General features: G+C 32.9%; 16 protein-coding genes. 14 read left to right on the top strand and 2 right to left on the bottom strand.

Annotated elements, in window-relative coordinates:
- Nucleotides 1–112: 112 nt before the first annotated feature.
- Nucleotides 113–1,111 (bottom strand): GntR family transcriptional regulator, encoded by a 999-nt coding sequence (locus tag ACHZDT_RS17050; protein WP_394775836.1) that lies wholly within the window; start codon nucleotides 1,109–1,111, stop codon nucleotides 113–115.
- 101 nt (nucleotides 1,112–1,212) lie between these two features.
- Here ACHZDT_RS17050 and ACHZDT_RS17045 point away from each other — a divergent pair, with 101 nt between their 5' ends.
- From ACHZDT_RS17045 to ACHZDT_RS17010, 8 genes are all read left to right on the top strand, one after another.
- Nucleotides 1,213–2,268 carry an aldose epimerase family protein gene (locus tag ACHZDT_RS17045; protein WP_394775835.1) on the top strand — a complete coding sequence of 352 codons (1,056 nt, stop codon included), beginning with the start codon at nucleotides 1,213–1,215 and terminating at the stop codon, nucleotides 2,266–2,268.
- Nucleotides 2,269–2,325: 57 nt separating this feature from the next.
- Nucleotides 2,326–3,486: a galactokinase gene (gene galK / locus ACHZDT_RS17040; protein ID WP_394775834.1), complete on the top strand. Its 1,161-nt coding sequence runs from the start codon at nucleotides 2,326–2,328 to the stop codon at nucleotides 3,484–3,486.
- A gap of 16 nt (nucleotides 3,487–3,502) precedes the next feature.
- Nucleotides 3,503–4,558, top strand: a complete 1,056-nt coding sequence (locus tag ACHZDT_RS17035; protein WP_394775833.1) for a UDP-glucose--hexose-1-phosphate uridylyltransferase — start codon at nucleotides 3,503–3,505, stop codon at nucleotides 4,556–4,558.
- Nucleotides 4,559–4,838: 280 nt separating this feature from the next.
- The gene (locus ACHZDT_RS17030) at nucleotides 4,839–6,524 is read left to right on the top strand and encodes a sodium/sugar symporter (protein WP_394775832.1); all 1,686 of its coding nucleotides are present in this window, start codon (nucleotides 4,839–4,841) and stop codon (nucleotides 6,522–6,524) included.
- 196 nt (nucleotides 6,525–6,720) lie between these two features.
- Nucleotides 6,721–7,113 (top strand): helix-turn-helix domain-containing protein, encoded by a 393-nt coding sequence (locus ACHZDT_RS17025; RefSeq protein ID WP_394775831.1) that lies wholly within the window; start codon nucleotides 6,721–6,723, stop codon nucleotides 7,111–7,113.
- Between the two features lie 404 nt (nucleotides 7,114–7,517).
- Complete coding sequence (locus ACHZDT_RS17020; RefSeq protein ID WP_394775830.1) at nucleotides 7,518–8,123, top strand: hypothetical protein; 606 nt, start codon at nucleotides 7,518–7,520, stop codon at nucleotides 8,121–8,123.
- 200 nt (nucleotides 8,124–8,323) lie between these two features.
- Nucleotides 8,324–8,482, top strand: coding sequence for a hypothetical protein (locus ACHZDT_RS17015; RefSeq protein WP_198529559.1), 159 nt, complete (start codon nucleotides 8,324–8,326; stop codon nucleotides 8,480–8,482).
- Nucleotides 8,483–8,488: 6 nt separating this feature from the next.
- Entirely contained in the window at nucleotides 8,489–9,058 is a 570-nt protein-coding gene (locus ACHZDT_RS17010; protein ID WP_394775829.1) for a GNAT family N-acetyltransferase, read from the top strand.
- A gap of 22 nt (nucleotides 9,059–9,080) precedes the next feature.
- Here the strand turns inward: ACHZDT_RS17010 and ACHZDT_RS17005 are convergent, their stop codons facing one another.
- Nucleotides 9,081–10,343, bottom strand: a complete 1,263-nt coding sequence (locus ACHZDT_RS17005; protein ID WP_394775828.1) for an NAD(P)/FAD-dependent oxidoreductase — start codon at nucleotides 10,341–10,343, stop codon at nucleotides 9,081–9,083.
- Between the two features lie 101 nt (nucleotides 10,344–10,444).
- Here ACHZDT_RS17005 and hutH point away from each other — a divergent pair, with 101 nt between their 5' ends.
- The 6 genes from hutH to ACHZDT_RS16975 all read left to right on the top strand — a co-directional run bounded on the left by hutH (nucleotide 10,445) and on the right by ACHZDT_RS16975 (nucleotide 16,609).
- Entirely contained in the window at nucleotides 10,445–11,965 is a 1,521-nt protein-coding gene (hutH, locus tag ACHZDT_RS17000) for a histidine ammonia-lyase (RefSeq protein WP_394775827.1), read from the top strand.
- A gap of 39 nt (nucleotides 11,966–12,004) precedes the next feature.
- Nucleotides 12,005–13,219 (top strand): WG repeat-containing protein, encoded by a 1,215-nt coding sequence (locus tag ACHZDT_RS16995; RefSeq protein WP_394775826.1) that lies wholly within the window; start codon nucleotides 12,005–12,007, stop codon nucleotides 13,217–13,219.
- Between the two features lie 124 nt (nucleotides 13,220–13,343).
- Nucleotides 13,344–14,075: a 3-oxoacyl-ACP reductase FabG gene (gene fabG, locus ACHZDT_RS16990; protein WP_394775825.1), complete on the top strand. Its 732-nt coding sequence runs from the start codon at nucleotides 13,344–13,346 to the stop codon at nucleotides 14,073–14,075.
- A 173-nt stretch (nucleotides 14,076–14,248) separates the two neighbouring features.
- On the top strand, nucleotides 14,249–15,484 hold the full coding sequence (locus tag ACHZDT_RS16985) for a beta-ketoacyl-[acyl-carrier-protein] synthase family protein (protein ID WP_394775824.1): 1,236 nt from the start codon (nucleotides 14,249–14,251) through the stop codon (nucleotides 15,482–15,484).
- A complete protein-coding gene (locus ACHZDT_RS16980) occupies nucleotides 15,477–15,731 on the top strand; it encodes an acyl carrier protein (protein WP_394775823.1) in 255 nt (84 codons plus the stop codon). Before ACHZDT_RS16985 ends, ACHZDT_RS16980 begins: the two co-directional genes overlap by 8 nt.
- A complete protein-coding gene (locus tag ACHZDT_RS16975) occupies nucleotides 15,731–16,609 on the top strand; it encodes a lipid A biosynthesis acyltransferase (protein ID WP_394775822.1) in 879 nt (292 codons plus the stop codon). Before ACHZDT_RS16980 ends, ACHZDT_RS16975 begins: the two co-directional genes overlap by 1 nt.
- Nucleotides 16,610–16,890 lie beyond the last annotated feature (281 nt).

The raw sequence follows: 16,890 nt of genomic DNA, 5'->3' as shown, positions 1-16,890 counted from the left end.
CTTTGTCGAGCTTCTCGTGGAGATTTCTCCTGCGTCGAAATGACATTGCCCGCAGGGAATATATATAATTGCCTAATCTTCCAAAAATTTTGTTCGCAATAAAAATGGAATTTTACAACGAATTTCTAATTATCAAAGATGATTTATTCTCTATTTGTTCTTTCTTCCCTTTGATAACCATATCTGCCAAAATTTTTCCCATCATTTCAAAATGAGTTGAAATAGTTGTGATTCCATTTGCTACAATCTTTTTTAATGGCGTTTCATTGTACGATATAATTCCAAAATCAATTCCTAATTTCAGGTTTTGATCTCGTGCTTTTTCGATCACACGAACTAAATCACGATCATTTGGGATAATATATAAATCTCCTGAAGTAATTTCCCGATCTGTAAATTCGGTTATGATTTCATATTCAAAATTATAATTGGTACAAAAATTTTCGAATCCAATTTTCATTCCGAGTGGTTCCCGAAATCCCGGAAAAATTAAAATTAATTTCTTGTATTTTCCCAATTTGGATTTCCCTTTCAATAAGCCTTCAAAAATATCTTTTTCATGATTTTGATAAATTGCCGGATATAATTTCAAGTCAGGATTTGTTTGATCCAGTATGATAACTTCGCTTACTGGTAGGGTTTTTACAAATCTGGCTACATCGTTTAAGTTGGTTGGCATAATGATGTATTTTGTATAATTCCCGTTACTGTCATTTATGAGTTTTTGAAAGACCGGAACATTAAAATGATGAAAGAAAATATCGACCTGAACATTTTTTCCAATGTTTTTTAAAAACGAATTATAGATGTCTTCCTTAAAACTATTTAATTCATCAAATAACAAGAAAATCTTTTGTTTTATAGTGGTTTCAACGCTTTTAACGTAATATCCTTTGCCTGGAATGGCATAAATAATTCCCCTTTTTTTGAGTTCATCATAACCTAATAAAACCGTATCACGCGATAATGAAAAAGCCAGACAGACTTTATTAACAGACGGAAGCCTGTCGCCTTTTACCAATTTTTCTTCTTCGATTGCTTTTTCTATTGAAAGAATAATCTGCTTATATTTTGGCAGTCCAATGTTGTTTTGAATCGAAATAATATTCATGAAAAATAGATTTTTGCGCAATATACAAAAAACTAGTAGGTACTGGTATGTAAAGTAAAAGAATGTTTCTATTTTTGGATTTCACTTTTGGTAAAAATTGTATGAAAATAAAACATATATCGCATTTTCAAAACGGATCTACTCCTAAATCATTTGGTTTAATGCCAGATAATGAAGAAATTCTTTCTTTTGAATTATCAAATAAAAACGGAATGAAAGTTCAGATCATTAATTATGGTGCAACTGTAACTTCATTACAAATTCCGGTTTCAAATGGTAATCTTGTTGATGTGGTTTTAGGTTTTGATGCTTTAGAATCTTATATCGCTTCGTATAATTTGCCAAGTGCGCCTTATTTTGGAACAACTGTTGGGCGTTATGCGGGCCGAATCAACAAAGGTGCTTTTACATTAAATGATAAAACATATCAGTTAAATGCCAATAATAACGGAAACACTTTGCATGGCGGAAACATTGGTTTTGGAAAAAAAGCATGGAACGTTATCAATTTAACTTCCGGCGATAATCCATCAATAACTTTAAGTCTTTCGAGTAAAAATCTTGACGAAAATTTCCCGGGTGAATTACATATAGATTTAACTTATACTTTAACCGAAGACAACGAACTGAAGCTTGAATACAAAGCATCAACTACCCAAGATACGATTATAAATTTAACGCATCACAGTTATTTTAATCTTGATGGTCATGATTCAAGCGTTCTGGATCAGACTATGTTTATTGATGCCGAAAAAATATTAGAAACGAATGCAGAGAATATTCCAACAGGAAATTTTACTGCTCTTTCTAATCATGATTTTGATTTTAGAACGACTAAAAACTGTCCGGCTTCAATTGACAACTCGTTTGTAATTGAGTCTACAAATAATGTTGTGGCGCAATTATTCAGTTCAAAAAATAATTTACAAATGAGCGTTTACACAAATCAGCCAAGCGTTCACGTTTATGTAGGCGGAAATTGTTTTGATATTTTAAAAGGAAAAGAAAATACAAATTATCATCCGTCAAGCGGAATTTGTTTTGAAACTCAAAATTTCCCTGACGCACCAAATCACGATCATTTTCCTAATTCGGTTTTGAAAAAAGGAGAAGAATATCATCAAAAAACGGTTTATAAATTTGAGAATATAAACTAAAAACCGATTAGATAAAAGCTCAGAAATCACAAGATATTACCCTTTGAATCAAATATAATGAATGACATTTTAATCCAGAATACGACAGCTTTTTTTGAAAAATCATTTGGATCAGTTCCTCAAAAAGTCGTTCTTTCTCCGGGAAGAATCAATATTATTGGCGAACATATTGATTATAATGACGGTTATGTTTTACCGGCGGCAATTGACAAAGTTATTTGTTTTGCTTTCGAAAAAAATAATACCAAAAAATCAAGGATAATTGCGATCGATTTAAACGAAGAGTTTGAAATTGATTTGTCAAACGAAGTTAAATTAAGTGAGATTGTCTGGACAAATTATATTCGCGGCGTTATCAAACAATTACAGGATAACGGTTTTGTTTTTGAAGGTTTCAATTGTGTTTTTAGCAGTAGTATTCCGGTTGGATCGGGATTGTCATCTTCGGCGGCTTTAGAATGCGGAATGCTTTTTGGGATAAAAGAACTTTTTGATTTAAAAATTGAAAAAGTCGATATCGCTTTATTAGGACAAAAAGCAGAACATTGGGTTGGAATAAATTGTGGTATTATGGATCAGTTTTCAAGCGTACACGGTCTTGAAAATAAAGTAATAAAACTGGATTGTAACACGCTGGATTATGAATATCATAATGCCGATTTTAAAGATTATTCTCTGGTTTTATTTGATAGTAATGTAAAACATTCGCTTTTTACATCTGAATATAATACGAGAAGAATTGAATGCGATCAAGGTTTAGCGATTATAAAAAATAATTTCCCTGAAATAAAAAGTTTTCGGGATTGCACCGAAGAACAACTTTTGAGCATTCAGGATAAAATAAATGAAACGGTTTTTAAAAGAGTTCACTTTGTTGTGAAAGAAATTAACCGTGTAATAAGAGCTTGTGAGGCTCTTGATAACGGAAATATAAAACTTTTAGGACAATTGCTTTTTGAAACGCATTATGGCTTATCACAAGAGTATGAAGTAAGTTGTGCAGAGCTGGATATGCTGGTAGATACCGCAAAATCTGACGATGCAATTGTTGGTTCACGATTAATGGGAGGTGGTTTTGGTGGCTGTACAATCAATTTGATTAAAAAAGGTCATGAAAATGAGGTAAAACGTAAGTTTTCGAATCTTTATTTAGATACATTTGGGATTGAATTAAAATTCTATGATGTAAAAATCGCAAACGGAACAACACTACTTTAATACCAAAGAATTAAACATGAAAAATTTTGACATTAACGAAGACCCTCACAGACGTTTTAATCCCTTACTTAATGAGTGGGTTTTAGTATCACCTCATCGTTCAAAACGCCCGTGGCAAGGACAAAACGAAACAATTACAACCGAAACATTACCAAAACACGACCTAACTTGTTATTTGTGTCCGGGAAATGTTCGGGCAAACGGGGAGAATAACCCCAATTATGAAGACAGTTTTGTGTTCGAAAATGATTTTGCTGCGATGAAGCAGGACGAAATTATTTTTGAAGAAGACATAAAACATACTTTTTTTAAGGCAAAACCGGAACAGGGAATTTCAAGAGTAGTTTGCTTTTCGCCAAGACACGATCTTACGTTGCCGGAAATGGAAATTGACGCGATTGAAAATATCATCAAAACCTGGCAAAAAGAATACACGGATTTAGGAAACATCAAGTACATTAATCACGTTCAGATTTTTGAGAATAAAGGCAGCGTGATGGGTTGCAGTAATCCGCATCCGCATGGACAAATCTGGGCGCAATCATCATTGCCAACTCAGGTGGAGAAAACACAAAACAGCCTGAAATCGTATTTTGATAAAAACCAAAGAACGCTTTTACAGGATTATCTTCAAGCCGAATTAAGAAACGGAGAACGTGTTGTAATCGAAAACGATCATTTTGTGGCATTAGTTCCATTTTGGGCAATCTGGCCTTATGAAACTATGATTATCAGCAAAAGAGCATTGAATAAAATTACTGATTTTACTGCCGAAGAAACAAATGCTTTTGCTGTAATTTTAAAGCAATTAACAATTAAGTACGATAATTTATTTAGTACCTCTTTCCCGTATTCATCAGGAATTCATCAAGCGCCAACAGATGGTTTAGAGCATCCGGAATGGCATTTTCATATGCATTTTTATCCGCCATTATTGCGTTCAGCAACTGTTAAAAAATTCATGGTTGGATATGAAATGTTAGGTGAATCTCAGCGTGATATTACAGCTGAAAGAAGTGCCGAAACTTTAAGACAACAATCAGATATTCATTATAAATTGAAGAAAAAATAAACAATGAAAAGTATTGCAGCGAAGCCTGATTGTGAATTTAACACAATAATTTGTTTATAAATGTAAAAAATACATTTGTTAGTAGCGTATATATAAATATTTATTTTACTTTTGGCTATCGTTCAGTTTTTCATAAAAATATAACAGATTAAAAACACATATCATATTTTAAAACCATTAACAATAACATAATCTTAGTTTGAATCTTTTTTCAGATTAAGATTCTAAACCGCAACTAAATAAACAATCACTTATATTAATTTTTAAAATACTACTAACAATGAACCAGAACCTTGCTTTCGCAGATTATGCGGTATTTATTATTTATTTCATCGTAGTTTCTACCTACGGATATACCGTTTACCGCAAACGTAAACATGACGAACAAGATGCTAAAGCCTATTTTTTGGCCGAAGGAAACTTAACCTGGTGGGCTATTGGAGCATCTTTAATTGCCTCAAATATTTCGGCTGAACAATTCATCGGGATGAGTGGTGAAGGTTTCTTTTTAGGAATTGCTGTTGCTGCTTACGAATGGATCGCTGCTATTGCGTTGATTATCGTGGCTGTTTGGTTCATTCCGGTATATCTTAAAAATAAGATTTATACAATGCCACAATTTTTAAAAACACGTTATAATGAATCGACTGCGTTGATTATGGCGGTTTTCTGGTTGTTTTTGTATGTATTTGTAAATTTAACTTCTATCCTATATTTAGGAGCCGTTGCTATTAATGGTTTAGCCGGAGGAGAATATTTGCATGTTATCATGATTGGTTTAGCTGTATTTGCTTTATTTATCTCTTTAGGAGGTATGAAAGTGGTAGCTTATACTGATGTTATTCAGGTTGCGGTTTTAATTATTGGAGGTTTAGTAACTTCATATATCGCCCTGACAACGGTTGGTCAATATTTTGGAGTTGGTGAAAATGCCATTGCAGGTTTCAAAGTTTTAATGAGAGAAGCTCCTGAACATTTCAAAATGATTATCCCAAAACCTACTGCGACATCTTCTCAACTTGATATTAATAAGTATTTGACTTTCCCGGGTTTGATGTCATATCTTGCCGGAATCTGGATTATCAACTTAAACTATTGGGGTTGTAACCAATACATTACGCAAAGAGCTTTAGGTGCTGATTTGCAAACTGCCCGTACAGGAATTTTATTTGCGGGTATTTTAAAATTATTAATGCCCGTAATCGTAATGTTGCCTGGTATTGCTGCTTATGTTTTATATGAAAACGGACATTTACCTCAATTAGTGGGAGGAAAAGATGGCGCTTATTCTGCCGTATTGACTTTCTTGCCAACGGGTTTAAAAGGACTTTCGGTAGCGGCGTTAACGGCTGCAATTGTAGCTTCGTTAGCCGGAAAAGTAAATAGTATTTCAACGATTTATACGTTAGACATTCATAAAAAATACATCCAGAAAGAAGCTGGTGAAAAACAACAGGTAAACATCGGTAGAATTGCCGTTTTTGCGGCAATGCTTTTAGCTGTTTTATTCACTTGGAATGATATTTTAGGAATTGGCGGAGTTGGTGGATTTACGTATATTCAAAAATATACAGGTTTCATTAGTCCCGGAGTTTTCGCAATGTTCGTTTTAGGTATGTTCTGGAAAAGAACTACGGGAGCAGCTGCAATTGTGGGTGTAATTTTAGGATTTGTACTTTCTGTTTTATTCAACGAATATGCTCCAATGCTTTTTGGAAACGAGACTTTATTATATACTGCTTATCCTAACGGAAAAGGAGCTTATGAAATTCCGTTTCATATTTGTATGGGATTATCATTCTTATTCACCTCTTTAGTAATGGTTGCAATGAGTTTTGCAGGGCCAAAAATTAATCCTAAAGCGTTTGATATAGATTCTGAAATGTTTAAATTAAAACCACAAACTACAGTTTTAATCGTAATTACATTATTGATTATCGTGGCTTTATATGTAAAATTCTGGTAGTATTATTTTTTACTATATTATTTTTTGAAGAATTAAAGACTATCATTTTTTGGTAGTCTTTTTTTTGTTTCAGAAGATTTGACTTACATTTATCCAAAGAAACTAATCAGATTTTAAACAGAAATAGTAGCTCACTAAAAAGCCTTGTTTTTTACCAATTTCTATTTTGTAAAAGAATTTTAAATACCTTTGAATTATGAGCACAGCAACTAAACCAAAACATATTGGCAGAAATATTAGCCGAATCAGAGAACTTCGCGGTATTAAGCAAGAAATACTTGCAGAAGCTATTGGAGTAAGCCAACAAACGGTTTCCAGCATTGAAGGAAGCGAGGAAGTTGAATTTAAAAGACTTGTAGAAATTGCAAAAGTCCTTGGAGTTAGTGTAGAAGCAATAGAAAACTTTTCAGAAGAAAATATGATTAATTATTTTAATACTTTCAACGATAGCCCTAATAACATCTTCGCAAATAATAATAACACTTGCAATTTTAATCCTCTGGATAAAGTGATCGAACTTTACGAACGCTTAGTTCAGGTGGAAAAAGATAAAAATGAATTTTTAGAAAAAATGCTAAAAGAAAAGTAATATTCTTTAAAAAACAGCTTTTATAAAAAATGCGCAAATGTCTGAATAGACGTTTGCGTATTTTTTTTGTTTGGTATTGTCGATAACGCCAGCGCAATGTCATTAAGTTAAACTTTTCTTGATAATTAGAGTGATGGCGAACCAAGAGTTGAAATGTGCCGTTAGGCTCTAAATATTGGTAGTTAATAGAGATTCAAAATACATTGGCGTGCCGTAGGGTACGCAACAAAATGATAACTATTGCGTACCTACGGCACGCTAGATTCATTCAGATTCATATTAACTACCAATATTTAGAGCCTAACGGCACACATTTAGCCTATTTTTTAAAGGTTGGCAGGATGTTTTTAATTTAGAAAGATTCGCTTACATTTATCCCAAAGTTATTAACTCATAATATAAAAATGAAAAAATTAGTATTTGCATTGTTCCTTATTTCCGGAGCTGTATTTTCTCAAGACATGAATGTTGTTCAGGGTAATTTTGATTTCCTGAAAGATCAAAAAGAAATCAACACCGAATTTGATTATAGTAATTTTACTATGATGAAAGAAAACAAACCCGAATCGCAATATGTTGAAGAACACAAAGCCGATTTAGATAAAAAAGCTAAAGGGAACGGAAACATTTGGCAAAAACAATGGATTTCGGCCAAAGAACAAATATGGACGCCAAAATTTTTAGAAATTGGAAACATTGTATTGTCTAAAGGAAAAAAAGATTTAAATTTTCAGGAAGGATTAAATACACCTTATACATTAATTGTACAAACTGTTTGGATTTATCCGGGTTGGGATGCAGGAATTATGAAACAACCTGCAAAAGTTACTACCAATTTAAAGTTTGTTGAAACTGCCAACAAATCAAATGTTTTATTAGAAATTACAAGCGAAGAATCTCCGGGTGATCAATGGGGAAATAACTTTAGTAACGAATCCAGAATTGGAGAAGGATATGCTAAAACAGCAAAATCCCTTTCGAAATTGATATTGAAAAAAGCATATAAATAATATGAAAAAGCCCGAATTAACTCGGGCTTTTTTTATTCCGTTCACGAGCGTCCCTTTCGTAAACATATGTGTGATTATAGTAAACTGCATTACATAGTATAATTGTATTATTAAATATAATGCTTATCTTTGTGTAACAGATTTATCTTACATAATTTTGTGACACATTTATAATTTGCTTTAATTAAATAATAAATATTATGGCTAAGCCAATTAAAATAACTCCTGTATTAAGAAGCAAAGATGCTGCTGTTTTTTATAAAAAACTTGAAGAAAATAAGACTTCTAAAGTTAGTACAGCACGTATAATGCAAATTAGAGAAACTGCAAATCAGTTTAAAGCAATTTTAAAGAAATAATAGAGAATGCCATTAAGTAACTATTCATTAATTGAACTGAAAGCTGATACTTTAATAAATAACTTTAATTGTGGCGATGATAAAGATGATGCTGATTTAAATGATTTTCTTTTTTCAAAAGCAAAATATTATTCCTCTGAATTATTGGCTACAACATACATTCTTGAAGATAAAACTAGTACTATTGCTTATTATAGTATATTTAATGATAGTCTAACAATTGAAGAAAGTAATTTTAATTCTAAAAATGCTTTAAAAAAATTTCTTTCAAATTTGGTTTCCCACCCTAAAAGACATCTTAAAAATATCCCTGCGATAAAAATTGGCAGATTAGCTGTGAGTAAAGATAAAAAACGGCAAGGTATTGGTGAAAAAATTATTGATTTTATAATTTCTTTTAGCATAGACCACAATACTAATTGTGCCTGCAAACTAATAACTGTTGATGCCTATAAAAAATCATTAGGATTTTACGAAAAAATGGGATTTATATATTTATCTGATAAAGACAAAAATGAAGATACAAGACAAATGTTTTTAGATTTAACGCCGTACTTAAATGCGGAAATTCAATAATAAAATTTATACATAAAAAACCCTAGTTTACACTAGGGTTTTCTTTTTCTTCCTTTTGCATATTCAGTAAATACGCCATGTTTTTGATTACATGATCGTGTTTCTTCACAAACGGATTTTCCTCATTCCATACATAACCTGCCAAAACCGAACATATTTTTTCTTTTACTTCAGGGTTTTCAGGTTGGTGAAAAAATAAAGTCTGAAGGTTTCCAGTGTACCATTCTTTCACGTAAGTGGTAAAAACGGCAATTCCGCGTTTCATGTATTCGGTAAATTCAACTTCCCAGTTTACTTCAATTCCTTGTGATTCTTTAAGGTATAATTTTGCTGCCAGCATTCCGGATTCGGTTGCAAAAGCTACACCAGATGAAAATACAGGATCTAAAAATTCAGAACTATTTCCGGTTAACGCAAAACCATCACCGTACATTCTTTTTACCGCTCTTGAATAATTTTCGAGTTTTACAGGTTCAAATAAAAACTCCGTTCCTTTGAATCTCTTGATATAATAATCTGATTTCTGAATCGCATTTCGCAAAGCTTCCGCACTGTCTTTATTTTCAGATAATGAATTAATAAAATCCGTTGGACCTACAACACCTAAACTCGTGTTTCCGTTAGAAAACGGAATAACCCATAACCAAACTTCGGTTTCCAGAATATCAAATGAAATTTGAGTTCCTTCCTCGCCTTCCGGTCTGTTAATATCTTTTACATGTGTAAATATCGACGAATGAGGATCTAATTGCGATGGCGTATCAAGATCTAAAAGTCGTGGTAAAACACGTCCGTATCCGCTAGAATCGACAATAAAATTAGCGTGAATTTCTTTAAGGTTTCCGTCTTTATCTTTTACGATTGTTTTTGATTTTTTCCCTTCAAAGGAAACTTCCAAAACCTCTGATTCAAATTCAAGATCAATCCCTTTTCGAACCACTTCCTGCGCCATAGTATTGTCAAAATCAGCTCTTGGCACTTGCCAGGTCCAATCCCAGCCTTCTCCAAATTTTTTACTGAAATCAAAAACACAAATTTCTTCTCCTCTTATAAAACGAGCGCCTAATTTTTTTTCAAAATTCATTGCATCTAAGCTTTCAAAAAGCTCAGCCTCAGCAAAATGATCCATAACCCGCGGTATCAAACTTTCGCCAACCACAAGTCTGGGAAACTTTGTTTTTTCAACAACTTTTACCTTAACATTGTTTTTATGAAGATAAGATGCTGATACACATCCCGAAGGTCCTGCACCAATCACTAAAACATCAACAAACTCCTGTATCATATTAAAAATATTATCAATTATTAGCCTACATTTGCCATCATCAAAATAACTACATTTATTTTGATTAATAAAATTAAATTAGCACAACCAAAAACAATTTAATGAATACAATTACTGAATATTTAAGTTTAGCAGAATTTGAATCTATAATCTTTGGAAATAACAAAGTTACAATAAGCGATGCTGTTTTAAACCGGGTAAATGAAAGCTTCAATTTCCTGAAAGAATTTTCCGGAAACAAAGTTATATATGGAGTAAATACTGGTTTTGGACCAATGGCTCAATACCGAATCAAAGAATCTGACCAAATTCAATTACAATACAATTTAATCAGAAGCCACTCTTCAGGAACCGGAAAACCACTGAGTCCTGTTTGTGCAAAAGCAGCAATTTTAGCAAGATTAAATACTTTATCATTAGGTAATTCCGGCGTTCATCCGTCAGTTATCCACTTGATGGCAGAATTAATTAACAGAGATATTACACCTCTTATATTTGAACACGGTGGCGTTGGTGCCAGCGGAGATTTAGTACAATTATCACATTTAGCTTTAGTTTTAATTGGCGAAGGCGAAGTTTTTTATAAAGGTGACAGAAGACCAACTCCTGAAGTTTTTGAAATTGAAGGCTTAAAACCTATTCAGGTAGAAATTAGAGAAGGTCTTGCGTTAATCAACGGAACTTCTGTAATGACAGGAATTGGAGTTGTAAACGTTCATCATTCTAATAAATTATTAGACTGGTCGTTAAAAGCTTCTTGCGCCATAAACGAATTGGTGCAGGCGTATGACGATCACTTTTCTGAAGAATTAAACCAAACAAAACGTCATAAAGGACAACAGGAAGTGGCTTTAAGAATGAGACAAAATCTTTCTGACAGTACTTTGATCCGTAAAAGAGAAGACCATTTATATTCTGGTGAAAATACTGAAGAAATTTTCAAGGAAAAAGTTCAGGAATATTATTCATTACGTTGCGTACCTCAAATTTTAGGTCCGGTTTTAGAAACGATAAATAATGTTGCTTCGATTCTTGAAGACGAATTTAACTCGGCAAACGACAACCCAATTATAGATGTAAAAAATAAACACGTTTATCACGGAGGAAACTTCCACGGCGATTATATTTCGCTTGAAATGGATAAACTGAAAATTGTTATTACAAAATTAACCATGTTGGCAGAACGTCAGTTGAATTATTTACTGAATTCAAAAATCAACGAAATTCTTCCTCCGTTTGTCAATTTGGGAACATTAGGATTTAATTTCGGAATGCAGGGCGTTCAATTCGTTGCAACCTCAACAACTGCCGAAAGTCAAATGTTATCCAACCCAATGTATGTTCACAGTATCCCGAACAACAATGACAATCAGGATATTGTAAGTATGGGAACAAATGCTGCGGTAATTACATCAAAAGTAATCGAAAACTCTTTTGAAGTTTTAGCGATAGAATTAATTACAATCGTTCAGGCAATTGATTATTTAGTACAAAAAGATAAAATTTCATCGGTTACAAGAAAATGGTACGATGATATCAGAACCATAATTCCCGTATTTTCAGAAGATCAGGTGATGTATCCTTTTGTTCAAAAAGTAAAAGATTATTTGATCAACAGTTAATACCTTTTTTCACATTATTAATATTGAACCTTAAAAATCATGAAAAAACCACTTATTTTTTTATTCGTATTATGTATTCAATTCGTTAATAGTCAGGATTTGGCTTTGGTTAAAAAAAATTCTAAAATTGGATATATTTCTAAAGATGGAAATTTTAAAATCGAGCCACAATACAAATCGGCAAAAAGCTTTTCTGAAGGTTTGGCTGCTGCTGAAGATAACGGAAAATGGGGTTTTATTGATACAAAAGGAACATGGGTAATTCCGGCAGCTTTTGTTGATTCAAAAGATTTTAACAGCGGAATTGCAATTGTAAAAAAAGATAAGGATTGGGTTTATATTAATACTAAAGGAGAAATTCAAACTCCGCCGCCAACCGAAAAATTATTTGATTTTAATAACGGCGTTGCTTTTATAAGACAATCAGACAAAGTTGGATTAATCAATTCAAAAATGGCAATTGTTTTACAACCAAAATACGACCAGATCAAATCTTTTGAAAATGGTTTTGCAAGAGTTGAAAGCAATAAAAAATGGGGAATTATAAGTGCCGATGGTAAAGAAGTTGTAGAACCTGTTTATGATGAAATAGGAAACTATTTTAAAAATACAACCTGGGCAAGAAAAGACAAGACTTTTGGAATTGTGAGCGCAGGAAAATTTATTCCGGTTGATGGTGCCGAAAAAATCTGGGATTTTGAAACTCAGGATTTGACTTATGCTAAAAAGAATGGAAAAATTGGTTTCATTGACTTAAAAGGAAACTGGACAATTTTACCTATATATGATAAAGCAAAAGCATTCTCAAAAAATCTGGCTCCGGTTTGTGTAGGTTCAAAATGGGGATATATTAATCCTAAAGCCGAATTTGTTATTCCGCCAACGTATAGCGATGCTGAAGTTTTTAGTTCAAACGGAATCGCTCCGGTAAAAGAAAAAAACTGGGGATTTATCAATGAATCAGGAAAATTAATAATTCCAACACAATACGGGATAACTTCAAACGGATTCGTTATTTCTTTATTTGTACAACAAGACAAAGGATTTATTGATGGTCTTGCAAGAGTAAAAAATGAAGGGAAATGGGGATTTCTTAAACCTGACGGAACCGTATTAAGCAACCAATGGTTTGAAAACGCCGAACTATTTTCAAAATCAGCGGAAAAAGAAAAAGTTATAACTGAAGTTGCTGTTGAAAAACCAAAAACAGAAGCAAAACCTGCAGCAAAATCAGCAACTAAAAAGAAGAAATAATATTTTTATTTCTATAAAAAATAAAATCTACATAAATGAAATCGCCACTAAAAAAATTGTGTCAACAAACCAATAAATAAAAGGCGATACCAGTTATGACCTATAAAAAATAAAATCTACATAAATGAAATGTGTATTAGTAACAGGCGGTTCAAGAGGAATTGGAAGTGCTATTTGTAAAAAATTAGCCGTTGAATCCAGTTATCATATTCTGATCAATTATCATTCGAATAAAACAGCTGCCGAAGCAACACTTCAGGAAATACAAACATTAGGAGCAACCGGAGAAATTTTGGGTTTTGATGTTTCTAATTATGAAGAAGTACAAAAAACATTAACGCAATGGCAGGAAGCAAATCCTGAAGCGATTGTAGAAGCAATTGTAAACAACGCCGGAATTACAAAAGATGGTCTTTTTATGTGGATGACTCCTCAAGACTGGAACGGAGTTGTAAACACTAGCGTAAACGGATTTTTTAATGTGACGCAATTTTTCATTCAAAAAATGCTTCGCAATAAATATGGTCGAATCGTAAATATAGTTTCGGTTTCGGGCGTAAAAGGAACGGCTGGACAAACCAATTATTCGGCAGCAAAAGGCGCAATTGTGGCAGCGACAAAAGCTTTAGCTCAGGAAGTTGCCAAACGAAATATTACTGTAAATGCTGTAGCTCCGGGTTTTATCAAAACTGATATGACAAGCCAATTAGACGAAAAAGAATTATTAAAACTAATTCCCGTAAATCGTTTTGGTGAAGCAGAAGAAGTGGCAGATTTGGTAAGCTTTTTGATTTCAAAAAAATCAAGCTATATTACAGGAGAAATTATCAATATAAACGGAGGAATATATTCTTAATAGTTTCTATGTTTGCGAGACTATTTTAAGTTTTTTTTTAACGTCGAAAATTGCACGCAAAGACGCGAAGTCGCAAAGTTTTATTTAAAAAAACTTAAAAAAGAGAATAAACTTCGCGTCTTTGCGAGATTAAAAAAATTATACTTTAAGGATAAAAAATACTTTGAAAGACGATGAATAAGAGAGTTGTAATTACTGGAATGGGAATTTATTCCTGTATCGGAACTTCTTTAGATGAAGTAAAGGAATCGTTATACAACGGAAAATCGGGTATTCAGTTTGATTCTGAAAGAAAAGAATTTGGTTTTCAATCAGCCTTAACAGGAATGGTTCCAAAAGCTGATCTAAAAAATTTATTGACCCGAAGACAACGTATGAGCATTGGTGAAGAAACCGAATATGCTTATATGGCAACAATCGAAGCGTTGAAAAATGCGAATATCGATGACGCTTTTTTTGAGAATCGCGAAGTGGGAATTATGTACGGAAATGACAGCGTTTCAAAAGCTATTATTGATGCTACAGATATTGTAAGAGAGAAAAAAGATACCGCATTAATAGGTTCCGGAGCCATTTTTAAATCGATGAATTCTACGGTAACGATGAATTTGTCTACGATTTTTAAACTCCGTGGCATTAATCTTACCATAAGTGCGGCTTGTGCAAGTGGTTCACATTCTATAGGACTTGCTTATTTTTTAATAAAAAGCGGATTTCAGGATATCATAATTACAGGAGGCGCGCAGGAAATCAACAAATTTGCCATGAGCAGTTTTGATGGTTTAGGTGTATTTTCGAATAGGGAAAACGAACCTGAAAAAGCCTCAAGGCCTTTTGATGCTGATCGCGACGGATTAATCCCAAGTGGCGGAGGTGCAACTTTAATTCTGGAAAGTTACGAATCTGCAATTGCAAGAGGTGCCAATATTATTGCAGAAGTTGTAGGTTACGGCTTCTCATCAAACGGCGGACATATTTCCACACCAAATGTCGAAGGTCCGTCTATAGCCATGCAACGAGCGCTTGATGAAGCAAAATTAAAAGCAAGTGATATTGACTATATAAATGCTCACGCAACCTCAACTCCAGTTGGAGACGGTAATGAAGCCAAAGCTATTTTTGAAGTTTTTGGTGAGAAAAATCCGTATGTAAGTTCAACAAAATCAATGACTGGGCACGAATGTTGGATGGCGGGAGCCAGCGAAGTAATCTATTCTATCTTAATGATGCAGAACGATTTCATTGCTCCAAACATAAATTTAGACAATCCTGACGAAGATGCTGCCAAATTAAATTTGGTCAAAACTACTTTAAACAAAAAATTTGACATATTTTTGTCCAATTCCTTCGGATTCGGAGGAACCAACTCTGCGTTGGTGGTTAAAAAGTTTAAATTAGACGATGAATAAAGAAGAGATTATAGCAAAAATTAATGGTTTTTTAGTTGATGAATTTGAAGTAGATAATGATGATATTGAACCAGATGCTAATTTAAAAGACACACTTGGGTTAGATAGTTTGGACTATGTTGATTTAGTAGTTTCCATTGAAGCTAACTTTGGCGTAAAGCTCGTAGAAGTAGATTTCGTAGGAATCGCTTCTTTTCAAAGTTTTTATGATCTTATCGAAAACAAATTAAAAGCCAAAATTGCTTAATGAGCAAATGGGATGGCAAATCAAAAGGAACTGTTTTAGGGTATAGAATATTCGTTTTTTTAATACAAAAAGCGGGTGTTAAAGCCGCTTATGTTTTACTGTATTTTGTTGCTTCCTACTATTTTTTATTTCTAAAGAAAAGCAACAAAGCTATTTCTTATTATTTTAAAGAAAGGCTGAACTATTCCTGGTTCAAATCTAAAAAAATGGTTTTTAAAAGTTATTACACTTTTGGACAAACCATTATTGATAAAATTTCCATTTCGGCAGGAATGCGAAATAAATTCACCTATGAATTTGACGGAATCGGAATCTTGAAAAATCTTTTGGCAGAAAAAAAAGGAGGCGTTTTAATCAGTGCACATATTGGAAATTTTGAAATCGCAGAACATTTCCTGGGTGATATCGACATTGATTTTCAGATCAATCTGGTTACTACAGATTTAGAACATTCGGCTATTAAAAATTATCTCGAAAGCTTTGCCCAAAAACCCACCGTAAAGTTTATTATTATCAGCGATGATCTTTCTCATATTTTTGAAATCAATGCGGCACTTGCAAATAATGAACTGGTTTGTTTTACCGGCGATCGTTATTTTGAAGGCACAAAATCATTATCTGAAAAAATCCTTGGCGAAGATGCAAACTTTCCCGCAGGTCCGTTTTTAATCGCTTCAAGGTTAAAAGTTCCAGTTGTTTTTGTTTATGTAATGAAAGAACCAAACCTGCATTATCATTTGTATGCGCGTGAAGCTGTAGTCAAACACCGTGATGAAAAAGGATTGCTGAAAGCGTATGTTGAAAGCGTAGAATCGATGTTGGCAAAATATCCTTTGCAATGGTTCAACTACTTTGATTTTTGGAATCAATTGAAATAAAATGAATCTTCTAGGATAAAAAATAAAAATCTTTTTAAATCTGTGAAATCTGCGTGAAAAAATATTCAACACATAGAAACATAGATTTTAAAGCTGCTTTTTAATGTAGTCTTAGAAAATCAAGATTTTATCGCATAGTCGTATGACCAAACTATTCGGTAATATTTTTAAAATAAAATAATTTTAATTTTCCTTTTTAAAGCTCCAGAGGAGCATAATATTTATAGATAATATATACGTTATTCGTGATAAAGCTCCAGCGGAGCGATATCATTGTTTAT

This window comes from Flavobacterium sp. (assembly GCF_043722275.1).
Lineage (GTDB): Bacteria > Bacteroidota > Bacteroidia > Flavobacteriales > Flavobacteriaceae > Flavobacterium.
Note: the sequence above shows the minus strand (reverse complement) of the source record. Positions and strands in the feature narration are given on the sequence as shown.